Source organism: Ureibacillus xyleni, assembly GCF_900217795.1.
Taxonomy (GTDB): Bacteria; Bacillota; Bacilli; order Bacillales_A; family Planococcaceae; genus Ureibacillus; species Ureibacillus xyleni.
This window is the reverse complement of sequence record NZ_OBMQ01000016.1, coordinates 57,802-72,449: the sequence shown is the minus strand read 5'-3', so window position 1 is coordinate 72,449 and position 14,648 is coordinate 57,802. Positions and strand designations below refer to the sequence as shown.

The window sequence follows — 14,648 nt, the reverse complement described above, 5'->3', positions numbered from 1 at the left end:
TAAACTATATCTTTATAACCAGTTCAATTTTACCATAAAAAAAGAAAGAACCCATTTTTATCATGAGTTCTTTCTTGAATCTATTATTGCTTTACTAAACCTCTTCCACCAGCAATACCAGGGCGAGTCATTTCATATGGATTTAGAATTTGATCCAGTTGTTCTGCTGTTAATGCGCCGGATTTTAAGCAAAGTTCACGAACAGATTGACCTGTTGCAATGGCTTCTTTGGCAATTTGCGCAGCGAGTTCATAACCAATATGAGGGTTTACTGCTGTAATGATCCCAACACTTTTTTCAACATATTCTTTCAAATGTTCTTCATTTGCCACAATGCCGACTAAACATTTTTCCGTGAATGTTTTAAATACGTTGCTCATAATCGAAATGGATTGAATTAAGTTAAAGAATAATACTGGTTCCATTACGTTTAGTTCAAATTGGCCTGCTTCAGAAGCTTGGGAAATTGTTAAATCGTTCCCCATCACTTGGAATGCAACTTGGTTTACCACTTCCGCCATAACAGGGTTCACTTTACCTGGCATAATCGATGAACCAGGTTGGCGTGCAGGAAGAATAATTTCAAATAATCCATCGCGCGGACCTGATGCCATTAAACGTAGGTCATTTGCGATTTTAGACATATTGATCATGCATACTTTTAACGCAGCAGAAACTTCTGTATAGCAATCTGTATTTTGTGTTGCATCGACTAAATGTTCTGCACGATTTAATGGTAAACCGCTTAATTCACTTAAGTTTCGAACGACTGCATCAATATAAGTTGGGTCTGCATTTAATCCTGTACCAACTGCAGTTGCGCCCATATTTACTTCATATAAATGTTGTCTTGATAGCGAAATGCGGTCAATGTCACGACCAACTACACGGCTATATGCTTCAAATTCTTGACCTAATAAAATTGGCACAGCATCTTGTAAGTGAGTACGGCCCATTTTAATAATGCCTGCGAATTCTTTTGATTTTGTAACAAACGCACTATGCATTGTTTTTGTTGATTCAATTAGTTCGTTCAATAAACTTAAAATAGCAATATGTGTTGCTGTTGGGAATGCATCGTTTGTTGATTGAGACATATTGATATGCGTATTTGGACTAATGATTTTGTAGTTCCCTTTTTCTTCGCCCATCAGTTCAAGAGCGCGGTTTGCAATCACTTCATTTGCGTTCATGTTGACGGAAGTTCCTGCTCCCCCTTGAATCGGGTCCACTATAAATTGATCATTCCATTTTCCTGCAATGACTTCATCACATGCTTGTAGAATAAATTGACCAATTTTTTTATCTAACATGCCCACTTCAATATTTGCAAGTGCTGCAGCTTTTTTTACTATCCCTAAAGACTTAATTAGTTCAGGATGAATTCGATAACCCGTAATTGGAAAGTTTTCAACTGCTCTCATTGTTTGAACACCATAATAAGCATTAATCGGAAGTTGTTTTTCCCCTAGAAAATCCTTTTCAATACGAAATTCAGTTGCACCCATAATATGATTCTCCCTTTTTTGACCATTATAATTAATCTAATTTCTAGATAAAACCTATCTCATTATTAGATTAACATAAATTTTGTAGAAAGAAAGTATTTTAAATTAAAAGAAAAATTAAAAAAGAAGGAACCTATTTTCATAAGTCCCTTCCATCATATTAGACTAGTGTTTCCTCTAGCCATTTGATTTGTTGTTGTACAAATTCTTCCGATAAATTATGTTTTACAATGTAACGATTTCGTTCATGTTTAGAGCACTCAATTGTACAGCCGCCTAAATGTTTGTGCTCATTTTCCTCAGAACATAAAATTTGTTTATTACACTCTGGGTTGGCACAATTTACATAACGCTCACAAGGAGTTCCGTCAAAATGGTCTTTCCCAACGACAACATGCTCCACTTGGTTAATCGGAACAGTTAATCTTTCGTCAAATACATACATTTGACCATCCCAAAGTTGACCTTTTGCGACCGGGTCTTTCCCGTATGTTGCAATACCGCCATGAAGTTGTCCAACATCTTCCCCAATGCCTTCACGTTTTAACCAGCCTGAGAATTTTTCACAACGAATGCCACCAGTACAATATGTTAATACGCGTTTTCCTTCAAATAGTTCACGATTTTCACGTACCCAATCTGGTGTATCACGGAACGTTTCGACTTCTGGACGAATTGCCCCACGGAAATGCCCCACTTCATATTCGTAAGTGTTACGCACGTCAAGCACAACTGTATCTTCACGTTGCATTTCTTCAAAGAATTGTTCAGGAGAAAGGTATCGACCTGTAATTTCTTTAGGATTGACTTCATCTTCAAGACTCAAATTAACTAGCTCTGGACGTGGACGAACATGCATTTTCTTAAACGCATGACCTTCTGCTTCATCAATTTTAAAAACAATCCCTTCAAATAATGGGTTCGTTTTCATCATTTCCATATAAGCATTTGTGTCATCAATTGTACCTGACACTGTGCCGTTAATTCCTTCTTTAGCGACTAGAATTCTGCCTTTTAAGTTTAATGCTTTACATTCTTGTAAATGTTCCGCAGAAAAAGCAGCCGGATCTTCTATATTTGTATAATGATAATAAAGTAAAACTTGGTAATTCATTTTTTATTCCACCTATCATGTATATTTGCAGGATATAACCTGATAGTTTCTTTGAATAATACTTTAATGTACATAAAAAAGAGCGGTGTTTTTCCTTTGACCACCATAAAAAGTATTAAAACTACATTTATACTATAACATATTAATTATTTGATTTCCCTCGGTCATAAGTTTGAAATTATTTTTAAAAAAATTTTTTCACCCGACCCCCATAAACTTTCTATCACTCTACGAATAAATAAGTGTCCGAGGATAAATTGGACAAATACAAACTAGAGGTGACTTATTATGAAATTCAAAAAAACAGGCGTGGCAATTATCGTAGCATCATTAACGATCGCGGGTTCAAGCTTTGCACTAGCAGACGAAACCCTATTCAGTGCTGATGAGGAAACAACTACTGAAGTAACTACAACAGAAAGTGATGCAACAACAAACACTTCTACTGATGTTGTAGCTGAAGAAAATGTAACAACTGAACAAAACGAAACAGAAGTAATTGATGTAAGCGAAATTATTAAAGAAGCCGATGAAAGCAACGAATCAGAGGTAACTGGAACAACAGAAGATGGTACGATTGAAAGCAATACAGAAACTAATCAAACTGATGATGTGACAACAACTGAAGATAACAACCAAATTTCAGAGTTCCCTGCAATTCCTGCTGGTTACACTGCTGGCAACTTAGTGGCATTAAAGAAAGCATATGAAAATGCTGGTAACGAAAAAGCAAAAGCTGCCATTTTACGTAATGCAGAAAGAGCAATTGAGAAATTTGAAGCAAAGCAAGCTAAAAAACAAGAAACTGTAACAACAACTACTACTACTACTGCTACAGAACCAGTAGTTAAGGAAACAACAAAACAATCAACAAAAGCTCAAGAAAAAGCTCTTAAAGAAGAACACAAACAAGAGAAAAAAGAACTGAAAGAAAAACATAAGGCAGAATCAAAAGCGTTAAAAGCTGAGCATAAAGCTGAAAAACATGCTGGTAAAAATAAAGAGTAAAATCATCCAATAATATTAAAATATTATTTCAATATATAAAAACCGCTTTTCATTTCCGTGAAAGCCATATACAATCAAGGCATTCGCTGATTGAACGGAGGGTATGTATGCTTTTGTCTATAATACATGGGCTATTTAATAAAAAACAAAATATGAATGAGCTTGCTCAATTAGCAAAAGCAGGGAACGAGGAGGTTGTACATGACCTCCTTATTGCCCATACCTCATTTATGAAAAAAACAGCATCATTTGTTTGTAAAAAATCCATTGATGAACATGATGAAGAATTTAGTATTGCCATGAGTGCATTTCACGATGCGATTGTCACTTTCGAACCATCAAAAGGAGCTTCATTTCTTACTTTTGCCCATCTAATCATTAAACGCAGATTAGTCGATTACATTCGAAAAGAAAATGCTCGAAATGAAAAATTACTTTATGAGGATGAATCATCACATACGATTTTAGATCATCAATCAATTTATACATATACAGAAACTCAACAAAAAGAAGCTAGAAAACAGGAATTAGTGGTCTATAAAGAAACTCTTGCTCAATTCAACTTATCCTTTGAAGAGCTGACAAAAAGTTCTCCAAAACATATTGATGCAAGGAAAACTGCTTTTTACATCGCACAAATCATTGCAGAGAGCGATGAACTTTATACTTATTTAATAGAAACTAAAAAATTACCAATAAAACAAATTGAGTCGCTTGTGGAAGTATCACGAAAAACGATTGAACGGCATCGAAAATACATTATTGCGGTTGTACTATTGTTAAACAGCGACCTTACTTATTTAAAAGATTATGTAAAAGGAGAAATCATATAATGCGGACGTACAAAGGAATTGTTTGCGAAAAAAATAAACATGATATGATTTTCATGACAGGCCAAGGTGAATTTCTTCGTGGCATTCCTTTACGTGCAAACGCTGATATTGGGGATGAAGTAGAGTTTCGACTAATGACTACCTCCCCTCGCCGTTTTACATTTAAGTATTTAGCACCAGCACTTGTCGCTGCTTTAATTATGTTGATCCTAACCTCGTCATTATTTCAATCAAATAATGTCTATGCAACCATTCAATTAGATGGTGAAAAATCAATCGAATTAAGTGTAGATAAGAAGGGGCATGTTGTTTCAGTACGTTCTCTCAATGATGAAGACATTAAGTTAAGTCATTTTGAAGGGAAACCGGTAGATGAAGTAATTCCAAGTGCAATTGCTGAAATATCGCCAAATGGAGAAATTCAAATAACAACAAAATATGATAAACAAAAAGATTCAAAGTTAAATGAGAAAATTGAGAAAGCGGTAAAACAAGTTGAAAAGAAACAACAAAACACAAAGCCTGCTCAAGAGCGAAATAAGACAAACATGATTGAGAAACAACCGAAAAACGAGATAACTCCAAATAATGAAAAGTCTGTACCAAAAACAAGCACTGAAAATAAAAAAACTGTACCACCAAAAGAACAGCAAAAACCTCAAAATAATAATATTAAAGAAAAACAAACACCTTCTGGGCAAGAAAAAGCAAAGCAGCAGCATGTTGAAAAAGAGAAAAAAGTAAATGAGAACTCGAAACAACCTCAAAATAAGAACGAACAAAAGCCTAACAAACAAAAAAATAATGAAGAATAAGGGAGATCAATTTTGACCTCCCTTTAAATTTAATATTTTTCATTATATCTAGTTCTATTAGTCTTTATTTTTAAATAATATATTAAAGTGGACCATTCTTTCTCTTTTTTCGCTTAATATTCTAATGCTTTTTTATTTTGCTATTTCATTTGAACGTTTATAATAGATTTAATGGAGGTATACGATGCTGAAAATTAAAAATATCGAATTTATTAAAACCGTTTATGATGAGTCGCTATCTCATAACATTTTTTCAATTGCCAATATCCAATTTTCTAATTACCCTCCTATAAACGGAGCGCTTCTTTATTGGAAAAAGAATTCGTCTCGCTCCGAATTTACTGCTGAGGGTGATTATAAATTTTTTTATGATATGGCTAATATTACATATTATGCCTCAGTTAAATTTCCGAAAAACGTTAAATTAACTCGTGATCAAAAGCAAGAACTTGCTTATATTTTACTGGATGAAAGAGGTTCAATCGGTACGTATAGTTTTAAAACTCATCCAAATCGTAGAAGAAAGTTTAAACCAAAGCAATCCCTTGAGAAATTAAACTTTCCTAAAGATTTTGATGTGAAATCGATTCCTTCCTATGTAGGACCGATTATTGACGACCTTGATATGAATCAATTACTTGAGGCAAACCCAAATTTTTCGAAAAAATTTATTCATGATTATTGTTTTTGGCGTTACAACTTAGTCAAATTGCATCCAAATGAATTCGAGGCATATTTGGATTATGTAGATTTTTCTTATGTTTGTTACGCTTGTGATTTGCTGACTGAAAACTATTTAATCGATCATTTAGATCAATTAGATGTTTCTTCATTGCAATACAATTATCCAGTTTTATCTCGACTTTCAGCATCCTTTAAAAAATATATTATCGATGAATTACGCAGACAAAAAGTGAAAATGAATAAACATTTTGAAGATGAAATTGATTTGTTTATTGAAGACGATACGTATTTTAGTGAGTATAGCACCATCCATTTATTAGATGATGACGAAATTGAGGAAGAAGAAGAAATTTTAGAATACCAATTTTTCGAGTATGATCGTGGTCAATACAAGTGGCCTGGCAGTGAACATATGGTGAAAGGGATACCCTCTTTAGCTAGCCAAATTTATGACGAAATGGGTTATAAAAAGCATTCCAATAAAGAGATGGATGCGATTTTCAAAGGCTATTCGGATAAGCAAGTACAACTGATTAGTGCAATCTTTGAACCCCACTGGCTACACCGTTACCGTGATCAACTGGATTGGAACATCGTCTGTCAATATAACGAACATTTAACTGAGGATTTTTTAAATGCTCATTTACAATATGTTGATTTTGAGTCACTAGGTAACAATTTGTGGTGCGAGCTATCAGAAACGTTTATTGAAAAGCATATGAATCAGTTCAACCACAACAAACCCGTCCCGATCATCATTCGCCATCTAACGGAGCAACTGTATTTGAATCATAAAGATACGATTAAAGTAGATTCCGACTTACTTTATCAATATTATGACGCTATCGGAAATGAAGAATATGAGAAACTGCAAAATTTATTAAGTGAATAGTATACCTGAAAGCCGGACAACCTACGTCCGGTTTTTTGTTTGTCTAAATTAGATGAACTCTGGGATGAAGGAGGTTTTTCTGCTCTTTTTGGATTCATTGGCGCTATGAAGATAGATTTCACTAATATCCCTGCTGATTTTTGTCTTCATAAAAATGATTAATACAGTTTTTTCCAAAATCACGCAGACTCTTTTGGATTCAGGGGTGGGATGAAGACAGGTTTTTCGGATTTCCAACCGTTTTCCATAAACCAATTCCCCTGTTCTATCTTATCGTTTACTTGTAAATACCACTTCCTAAAATCAAAAAAACAGGAACACTTTTCACAAATGTTCCTGTTTTGTCTTAATTTATTAATTTTGCATTAAAGTCTTCTACGCTTAATGGCTTGCTGAAGTAATAGCCTTGTACATATTCACAATTGTATTTTCTTAAAATTTCAAGTTCTGTAGCTGTTTCAACGCCTTCAGCTACTACGGCTAAATTCAACGCATGGGCAAGAGAAATAATTGCGGCAACCATTGCAATTCCTGACTCCCCTTCATTCATTTTTACGATGAACGAGCGGTCAATTTTTAATACATCGATTGGAAATTCCTTTAGATAGCCTAAAGAACTATACCCTGTACCAAAGTCGTCAATGGCAACAGTTAATCCTAATTCTTTAATCTCTTTTATTTTTTCGATTAAATCATTATTATAATCCATCATACTCATTTCAGTAATTTCTAATTCTAAGTTATGTGGATCTACTTTGGTTTCTTCAAGTATTTCCATAAGTCGTGCTGTGAAATTTGCTTCTTGGAAATGAATTGGAGAAATATTTACTGCTACTTTTAAGTCCGAATTGTATTGTTCTTTCCACTGGTTAATTTGCAAAGAAGCTTTTCGTAGAACCCATTCACCAATGTCGCAAATTAAACCACAATCTTCTGCAAAAGGAATAAATTGATTTGGCGGAATATTCCCCAATTCGGAGTCCTTCCATCTAAGAAGCGCCTCCATGCCAATCATCTCTTCTGTTTTTACATCTATTTTTGGCTGATAATATAATTCTAAAATATCGTTTTTAATGGCATGATGAAGCTTAGATTCGAACATTAATGCGCGGTCATTCATACCATTCATATTTTCTTTAAATACCTGGTATTGGTTTCCACGTTTATTTTTTGCTGCATACATAGCCATATCTGCACTAACTAATAAATCATCCACCGTTTTCCCATGCTCGGGATATATGCTAATGCCAATACAAATACTTGAGTAAAATTCATAATTGTTGAAGTTAAACGGTTTATTAAACTTTTGCATAAATTTTTCTGCAATATAATGAACCTGGTTTGTGTCCTCTAATAAAAAAACAAATTCGTCTCCATTTAATCGATAAAAAGAGTTACCTGTTGTATCTAGAGATTTTAAGCGCTCTGCCACTTCCACTAAAAACATATCGCCTACATTATGGCCAAGTGCATCATTAATGTTGCGGAATCTGTTAACATCGATGAAAAACAGAGCGAATTTTGAATCGTTGCGAACACTTTTGTCAATCTGTTGATTTAACCTTCTCGAAAGATTTCGTCGGTTAGGCAACCCTGTTAAGTCATCATGGTTTGCAAAATGACTCAAAATGTTAATATTTTTTTGTGCAGTTATATCTGAACGAATTGAAATATATTGATAAGGTTTTCCCTTTTCATTTAAAAAAGGCACAATCGTAGTCTGTACCCAATAGAGAGTTCCATCTTTTGCTTTATTACAAATTTCACCATGCCACGTTTTTCCGCTTCCAATTGTTTTCCACATTTCTTTAAAAAAGGATGGAGGATGGAAACCAGAATTTAAAATACGGTGATTTTGACCAATTAGCTCTTCTCTAGAATATTTTGAGACATCACAAAATAAGTCATTTACTGCAGTAATATTTCCTTGTGGATCGGTAACAGCTAAAATGGATGATTTATCTAGCGCTGCCTTTATATCCTTTAATTCATCATATGAATGTTCCATTAGTGCTGTCTTTGTTGAATGAATGCCATTATTCATATTTTACCTCCACTCATCGATTACAATATCTCAAAATATCTAGAGTTTATTTTGCTATTATAATACTAATAACGAATAAAAAATAGTAGTTTATTGTTGAAAAATGTCTATCGTTTGTCGAATTTTATCGTTATTGCTATTGTATCACTAAATCAGAAGCATGTTGTGATTAAATTATTAATGTTTTGTTAAAAAAAAAACAACCTACTTGTTTACGAGACAAGTTAGGTTGCTAAGATTGACATTTTTTAAGATTACTTTTCAAATTCTCGACCTCTTTTCTGTTCGGCTCGCTCATTATATGCATCTAGCTGTTCTTGGGATAAATTAAGAATAAAGTAATTAAAATTTACTGGTTCTAAGCCGTGTTGTTGGCAAGCTTGTTTGTAATATTCATAACCGATTCTATAATCAACCATCTTACATACTTCCTTTCATTTCTTGTGCTTGCTGATTGTACGCGTCAAGTTGCTCTTGGGATAATTGTTGTACGTAATAATAAAAATTGATTGGTTCAAGACCGAAATCCTCACATTTAGAAACATAATATTCATAACCTTCTCGATACATTGACATAAATCATCTCTCCTTTAGTTAGTTGTACTATAACAGTTGTTGTTTTATGTTTTTAATATAGTACAGACTTTTTTTCTTGTCAATGACTTTTCTGAAAAAAAGAAAGATTAAAATTTTTCTATTTCATTGGATACATGGCCTTGAGCAGTTTTTATCGTTTTGCGTGGTCATGCATTGGGAAAGATCCCTCTATTGTTCACTTTTCCATGGTGATTTGTCGTTTATCCGGGGGAAATGAACGTCACTACAATTATTTTTTCAACTCGGGATATTTTCGTTCACCACTGCCATGAAGTCTGCTTTAATCAGTTGTGCAAAAAAATACGAGTAGATGCATGACAATTTGTCTCATCTACTCGCCAAAAGCTTTATTATGAAATTAAAGACTTCACTACTTTGGAGATTGTAGCACCATCTGCCTTACCCGTTAATAGTGGTTTTGCTATTTTCATGGCTTCTCCCATGTTCATGCCTTTTGCTACACCAGCTTCTGTTAAAACCGAAACTATCTCTTCTTCTGTTAATTGTTTTGGAAGGAAACTTTTTAAAATTGTCAGTTTGCTTTCTTCTTTTTCAATTAGGTCTTCACGATTTGCTTGTTTTGCACCGTCTAATGCTTGGTTTGTTTGTTTGATTTCACGGTTTACGATCGCAATTTCCTCTTCTGAAGTTAGTTGTGCTCCCTTTTCTTTCTCTTCTTTATCTAAAGCTGATTTTAATAAAGTAAGCACTCCTTTCGCTAGTGCATCCTTTTCTTTCATTGCTTTCTTTAATTGTTCAAAAACTGTTTCTTTTAGCATCATTCGCTGCTCCTTCTGTATGTTATTTGTTAAAAAACTGTTGTAATTGGGAAAGTCGTTCGTTGCCGAGTTTATAGCCCATTTCATATCCTTGACGCATGTTTAACACATTTTTTTCCATACTGTTTAATGCGAATTCAGGTCTGAAAATTATGGCTTTCCCCTCTTGCTCTAACTTCTCACAAAATTCTACCGTTTGATTGTACTTATCCACTCTAACGGCCATCTGTTCAACAAGTTTCGGGTATTTTTTACGTAATAGACGCATCACCCATTTACTTTGGCGGTCCATTTGCTTTCGATATCCTTGAGGTCTCGTTAAAATAATGACATGCTTATCATAGCCATCCTCCAACGCTTTTCGAATTGGAATGGGATCAGCTAGTCCCCCATCGAAGTAAGGAGTTTCATTAATTTTTATTTCTGGAAATAGCATTGGGATTGCACATGTTGCTCTTAACATCGTACATTTTTTATCCATTTCCAATGCATTCATATATTCAATGTTGCCGGTTAATGCGTTTGTCACACCAAATAACACGGTGCCATCATGTTTTTTATACGTATCCCAATCAAACAAATCGAGTTGGTTAGGTACGACATCATAGGCAAAGTCTAAGCCAAATAAACTTTTTTCTTTCAGGAAATTACGAAACCCCATATAACGTTTATCATGGCGATAATCCGCTAGCACGCGAAATGTACGTTCTTTTTGTCTCGAAACATAAGAACAAGCATTAATCGCGCCAGCAGAAATCCCGACTATATAAGGCATCATTAGCTTATGGTCTAAAAAAGAATCTAAAATTCCGGCTGTATAAATTGTACGGAAAGTGCCGCCTTCTAATATTAAACTACAATTATTTGGACTCAAGTTACTCATAATCTCCCCTGTTAAATTTTTTACGAAAATCTTCTTAATCGTTCCTGTAATACACTATTTCTTGCGTATCCAAACTGTTTGTAAACTTCTGAATCAGTTGTTTTTAAAACTTCTTCGCGAATAGTTGAATAACGTATCGTCATCGCGGTCACTTTCAATTCTAGTTGTTTTGAAATGAAATGAAAAATCCGTTCAATTGTTTTTTCAGTGATCGGGTGATTTCTTCTATTTCCAACGCCTAACCAAATATAGTCTACACTAATACTTTCGGGGAATAAGTTTTCTTTTTCTTTCTTAAAAATTGCTAACCAATTTAACATACTCCTTGAAACATCCAATTTTCTAGCTCTCTTCCGTGTTCGTATGGAGATGGTATTGTTTTGGATATGCGTCCATTTCATTTTCACAACTTCTGCTGGCTTTAAACTAAGTTCTGCCATTAACCTTACAATACAAAAATTCCTTAATGCAATCCATTTGAATTCCTCATCTTCAGTGCCTGAGTAAACATCAAACCATACGCGCAATACTTTTTTCAACTCATTCGATGGTAGCATGTTAATTTTCTTTTCATGATCCCTCAGTGGTTTAAGCTCATCAACTGGTACAAGTTGTATCAGATTACGCATGTGCAAAAAATTTAGGAAGTTTTTTAATGAAGAGATTTTGCGATTGACCGATGTGATTGAGTCATATTTATCAAGTAAATAAGTGATATAATTTTTGACTACCTTTGTTATGTCCGAATCCAACGATACTTTATTTTCTTCCAAGAATTTTAAAAATTGCTCACTATCAATACAATACTGTTTGATTGTATGTGGTGATTTGTTTAGTGATTCAAGATAAGCTTGGTAAAAATTGATCAAGGTCAATTCCTCACTTCCTTATTAGAATGGCGTGAATTTTCTTGTTTTCTCGTTGTTGTTGTTCGTGTTAGTAATTAATTCCATTATATAAAAGTGTCGGATAATGTGCAAAAATTTACCTCCCTAATTTTTAGTTAATTGCCAGACTTTATTTTATTCCCAATAAATTTAAGTGTCGGATAATATGTTGGTTTTATAAAAGTTGTCCAATTTGTCTAACCTTTGTCATAATTTTCTTGAATATTCACAAAATAGTAGGAGTAAAAATTATTGTAGTATATACTGTGGGAAACAAACTAAGGGGGATGTTTTGCATGCAAGTTCGTACTACTCGCCTAGAAGAAGAAGATGCAAAAATTATTTATCAAGAAACTGCTGGCTTAGCAATAATAACAATTCATCGACCACAAGCAAAAAACGCATTAACGGCAAATATGTGGGATCAATTAGCTAAAATTGCTTTACAAACTCTTGATAATCCAAAAAATAAAGTGTTATTGTTACGTGGGTCTGGGGAAAATTTCACGGCCGGCTCTGATATAAAAGAGTTTAATTCTGTTTCATTAGAAAAAGCAGAAGAAGCATTTGTTCATATGGAAAAAACAATTTCAACTATCGAAAACTTGCCACTACCTGTTATTGGGGTGATTAATGGTCCAGCAATGGGTGCGGGTCTTGAGTTAGCCTTAGCTTGTGATATCCGAATTGGTTCTGATAAAGCTCGCATGGGAATACCTGTTGGAAAACTCGGCATCACATTAAATAATAAATTTGCAAAACGCCTTGTTGACTTAGTAGGTCCTTCTGCAACAAAGGACTTTGTTTTTACAGGTCGTTTATATAAAGCGGAAGAAGCATTTAAAGCAGGTATGCTAAATTATTTAGTTGCGGAGAAAGATTTAAATAAATTTGCCATTCGTATGGGAAAATTAGTTGCTGGGATGTCCCCTGCTTCATTACTTGCTGTAAAGCGTTCTGTAAAAGAGTGTTTAGATTCAGCACCGGTTTTATGGCAATCTTCCACACCATTTGTTGATCCGAATGACTTTCCTGAAGGTGTCCGCGCATTTGTTGAAAAGAGACAACCACAATTTAGTAGAAAATAAAATCGTAAAGGTGACGCAAATAGAAATTTGTAGTCACCTTTTTTATTTTTCTTACTCCCCCACTATATCCCAATAGATAGAATATATGGTACTTTATATTTATATTTAAATAGAAAGAAGGGGAATTTTTGAAGAATATTAAAACTTTAGTCATCTTATTGTTAGCTGTATTCGGTACAATCTTCACCACACAAATGTCACATGCAGCAACTCCATTTAACCAAGGAGATGGTTATGAGAAAGGTGCATATGACTTAAATGCGATCCAGCCAACTTCCGAGAACTGGTCAAAGCATTCTCGTTTTAATGGCCCAACGAAACCAGAAATCAAATGGCAGTTTAGTACCAAAAATTGGATTACAACAGGGCTAGTCATTGGCAAAGATGGAACGATTTATTCCGGTTTTCTTGACGGAATCTATGCTATTTCTTCAAAAGGGAAAGTGAAATGGCAATATTCTCTTGGACAAGGAGTTGAAGCTCGATCTACTCCTGTCATCGGAAAAGATGGAACAATTTATATCGGGGCTAGTACACAATTCGCTAGTAAAGATAATAAAGTTTGTAAACTCAATCAATGTTTAGGTGGTTTATTAGCATTTAATCCGAACGGTAAGCTTAAGTGGAAAGTTACTTTTTCAGAAATAGTGAATGGGACTCCTATTTTAGATAAAGATGGGAACATTTATATTGGTACAGGAAATTATTATACTTTAGATGGTGGACTATATGCTGTCAATTCGAAAGGAAAAATCATTTGGAGCCATAAAAACAAGATGTATGGTTTTCAAACAGCTCCAGCTATCACGAAAAGCGGCTATCTGTTTGCACAAAACAATTATTTTAAGCATCGTGAATTTATAAAGGACTATATGGGCGAGCTGATGACCGAATTTTCTTCTCCTGTTGTGGGCCCTGATGAAACCTTATATTTCGGCTCATATACAGGTGGTTTTGTCGCTATGAACCCAGATGGCACAGCAAAATGGGAGATACGATTAGACCGAACTGATAATAAGTCTGATGGTACTACTTATACTTACGGGGCACGCGTTTCGACTACTGCAGCTCTTACTCGTAATCAACAGATCTATACAGGCGATGAAAATGGACGATTATACTCTATTCGTTTAACGGATCTTACTAATGCACCTATTAATGAAAAAATGCGCCAAACTTATGACGAAGAAGCGGATGTTCTTGATTGGGTACTAGACTATCATTATTATCATATGGACGATTTAGTAAGTTTGAATAATAAACAAAATTGGGTTCGTGAAACAGGTTCATGGGTAAATACCATTGTGGTTGGTCAAAATGGAACCGTTTTTGTTGGAACAGAGGATGGACTTCTCTATTCTTATGACCCATACGGAAAACAGAATTGGAAAATGAATTTAAAAGACCGAATTGGAGACATCACAATTGGAGAATCGGGAATGTTGTATGTATCCGTCGGGAAAAAAGTTGTTGCTATCGGGAACAAGAAATAATACGTAAATTTAAAAACTGCCTC

At 34.4% G+C, this 14,648-nt stretch carries 14 protein-coding genes; 6 read left to right on the top strand and 8 right to left on the bottom strand.

From position 1 onward, the window contains the following. Positions 1–83: 83 nt before the first annotated feature. Positions 84–1,508, bottom strand: coding sequence for an aspartate ammonia-lyase (aspA, locus tag CRO00_RS17680; RefSeq protein ID WP_097075003.1), 1,425 nt, complete (start codon positions 1,506–1,508; stop codon positions 84–86). 160 nt (positions 1,509–1,668) lie between these two features. Next, entirely contained in the window at positions 1,669–2,622 is a 954-nt protein-coding gene (gene trhO, locus CRO00_RS17675) for an oxygen-dependent tRNA uridine(34) hydroxylase TrhO (RefSeq protein ID WP_097075002.1), read from the bottom strand. Positions 2,623–2,910: 288 nt separating this feature from the next. Between trhO and CRO00_RS17670 the strand changes: the two genes are divergently transcribed. The 4 genes from CRO00_RS17670 (at position 2,911) to CRO00_RS17655 (ending at position 6,854) form a co-directional block, all read left to right on the top strand. Then, positions 2,911–3,630 carry a hypothetical protein gene (locus CRO00_RS17670; RefSeq protein ID WP_097075001.1) on the top strand — a complete coding sequence of 240 codons (720 nt, stop codon included), beginning with the start codon at positions 2,911–2,913 and terminating at the stop codon, positions 3,628–3,630. Between the two features lie 107 nt (positions 3,631–3,737). Continuing rightward, complete coding sequence (sigI, locus tag CRO00_RS17665; protein WP_097075000.1) at positions 3,738–4,463, top strand: RNA polymerase sigma-I factor; 726 nt, start codon at positions 3,738–3,740, stop codon at positions 4,461–4,463. Continuing rightward, positions 4,463–5,278 (top strand): anti-sigma factor domain-containing protein, encoded by an 816-nt coding sequence (locus tag CRO00_RS17660; protein WP_097074999.1) that lies wholly within the window; start codon positions 4,463–4,465, stop codon positions 5,276–5,278. Before sigI ends, CRO00_RS17660 begins: the two co-directional genes overlap by 1 nt. A gap of 184 nt (positions 5,279–5,462) precedes the next feature. Next, a complete protein-coding gene (locus CRO00_RS17655; protein WP_097074998.1) occupies positions 5,463–6,854 on the top strand; it encodes a nucleoside-diphosphate sugar epimerase in 1,392 nt (463 codons plus the stop codon). Between the two features lie 346 nt (positions 6,855–7,200). Here CRO00_RS17655 and CRO00_RS17650 read toward each other — a convergent pair whose 3' ends face one another. The 6 genes from CRO00_RS17650 to CRO00_RS17625 form a co-directional block, all read right to left on the bottom strand. Next, complete coding sequence (locus CRO00_RS17650) at positions 7,201–8,898, bottom strand: sensor domain-containing protein (protein ID WP_097074997.1); 1,698 nt, start codon at positions 8,896–8,898, stop codon at positions 7,201–7,203. Positions 8,899–9,152: 254 nt separating this feature from the next. Then, positions 9,153–9,317 (bottom strand): transcriptional regulator, encoded by a 165-nt coding sequence (locus CRO00_RS17645; RefSeq protein ID WP_097074996.1) that lies wholly within the window; start codon positions 9,315–9,317, stop codon positions 9,153–9,155. Between the two features lies 1 nt (position 9,318). Continuing rightward, positions 9,319–9,474, bottom strand: coding sequence for a transcriptional regulator (locus CRO00_RS17640; protein WP_097074995.1), 156 nt, complete (start codon positions 9,472–9,474; stop codon positions 9,319–9,321). A gap of 371 nt (positions 9,475–9,845) precedes the next feature. Further along, positions 9,846–10,274, bottom strand: a complete 429-nt coding sequence (locus CRO00_RS17635) for a GatB/YqeY domain-containing protein (RefSeq protein ID WP_097074994.1) — start codon at positions 10,272–10,274, stop codon at positions 9,846–9,848. Between the two features lie 22 nt (positions 10,275–10,296). Further along, the gene (locus tag CRO00_RS17630) at positions 10,297–11,157 is read right to left on the bottom strand and encodes a patatin-like phospholipase family protein (protein WP_097074993.1); all 861 of its coding nucleotides are present in this window, start codon (positions 11,155–11,157) and stop codon (positions 10,297–10,299) included. Between the two features lie 20 nt (positions 11,158–11,177). Beyond that, complete coding sequence (locus CRO00_RS17625) at positions 11,178–12,032, bottom strand: tyrosine-type recombinase/integrase (protein ID WP_097074992.1); 855 nt, start codon at positions 12,030–12,032, stop codon at positions 11,178–11,180. 308 nt (positions 12,033–12,340) lie between these two features. Here CRO00_RS17625 and CRO00_RS17620 point away from each other — a divergent pair, with 308 nt between their 5' ends. Next, positions 12,341–13,132, top strand: coding sequence for an enoyl-CoA hydratase/isomerase family protein (locus CRO00_RS17620; RefSeq protein WP_097074991.1), 792 nt, complete (start codon positions 12,341–12,343; stop codon positions 13,130–13,132). Between the two features lie 128 nt (positions 13,133–13,260). Then, a complete protein-coding gene (locus CRO00_RS17615) occupies positions 13,261–14,625 on the top strand; it encodes an outer membrane protein assembly factor BamB family protein (protein WP_097074990.1) in 1,365 nt (454 codons plus the stop codon). The last annotated feature ends 23 nt before the right edge of the window (positions 14,626–14,648 follow it).

What these genes read in the sequence shown, in the direction of transcription:
- aspA (WP_097075003.1), bottom strand. Translation starts at nt 1,508, where the DNA reads ATGGGTGCAACTGAATTTCGTATTGAAAAGGATTTTCTAGGGGAAAAA.
- trhO (WP_097075002.1), bottom strand. Translation starts at nt 2,622, where the DNA reads ATGAATTACCAAGTTTTACTTTATTATCATTATACAAATATAGAAGAT.
- CRO00_RS17670 (WP_097075001.1), top strand. Translation starts at nt 2,911, where the DNA reads ATGAAATTCAAAAAAACAGGCGTGGCAATTATCGTAGCATCATTAACG.
- sigI (WP_097075000.1), top strand. Translation starts at nt 3,738, where the DNA reads ATGCTTTTGTCTATAATACATGGGCTATTTAATAAAAAACAAAATATG.
- CRO00_RS17660 (WP_097074999.1), top strand. Translation starts at nt 4,463, where the DNA reads ATGCGGACGTACAAAGGAATTGTTTGCGAAAAAAATAAACATGATATG.
- CRO00_RS17655 (WP_097074998.1), top strand. Translation starts at nt 5,463, where the DNA reads ATGCTGAAAATTAAAAATATCGAATTTATTAAAACCGTTTATGATGAG.
- CRO00_RS17650 (WP_097074997.1), bottom strand. Translation starts at nt 8,898, where the DNA reads ATGAATAATGGCATTCATTCAACAAAGACAGCACTAATGGAACATTCA.
- CRO00_RS17645 (WP_097074996.1), bottom strand. Translation starts at nt 9,317, where the DNA reads ATGGTTGATTATAGAATCGGTTATGAATATTACAAACAAGCTTGCCAA.
- CRO00_RS17640 (WP_097074995.1), bottom strand. Translation starts at nt 9,474, where the DNA reads ATGTCAATGTATCGAGAAGGTTATGAATATTATGTTTCTAAATGTGAG.
- CRO00_RS17635 (WP_097074994.1), bottom strand. Translation starts at nt 10,274, where the DNA reads ATGCTAAAAGAAACAGTTTTTGAACAATTAAAGAAAGCAATGAAAGAA.
- CRO00_RS17630 (WP_097074993.1), bottom strand. Translation starts at nt 11,157, where the DNA reads ATGAGTAACTTGAGTCCAAATAATTGTAGTTTAATATTAGAAGGCGGC.
- CRO00_RS17620 (WP_097074991.1), top strand. Translation starts at nt 12,341, where the DNA reads ATGCAAGTTCGTACTACTCGCCTAGAAGAAGAAGATGCAAAAATTATT.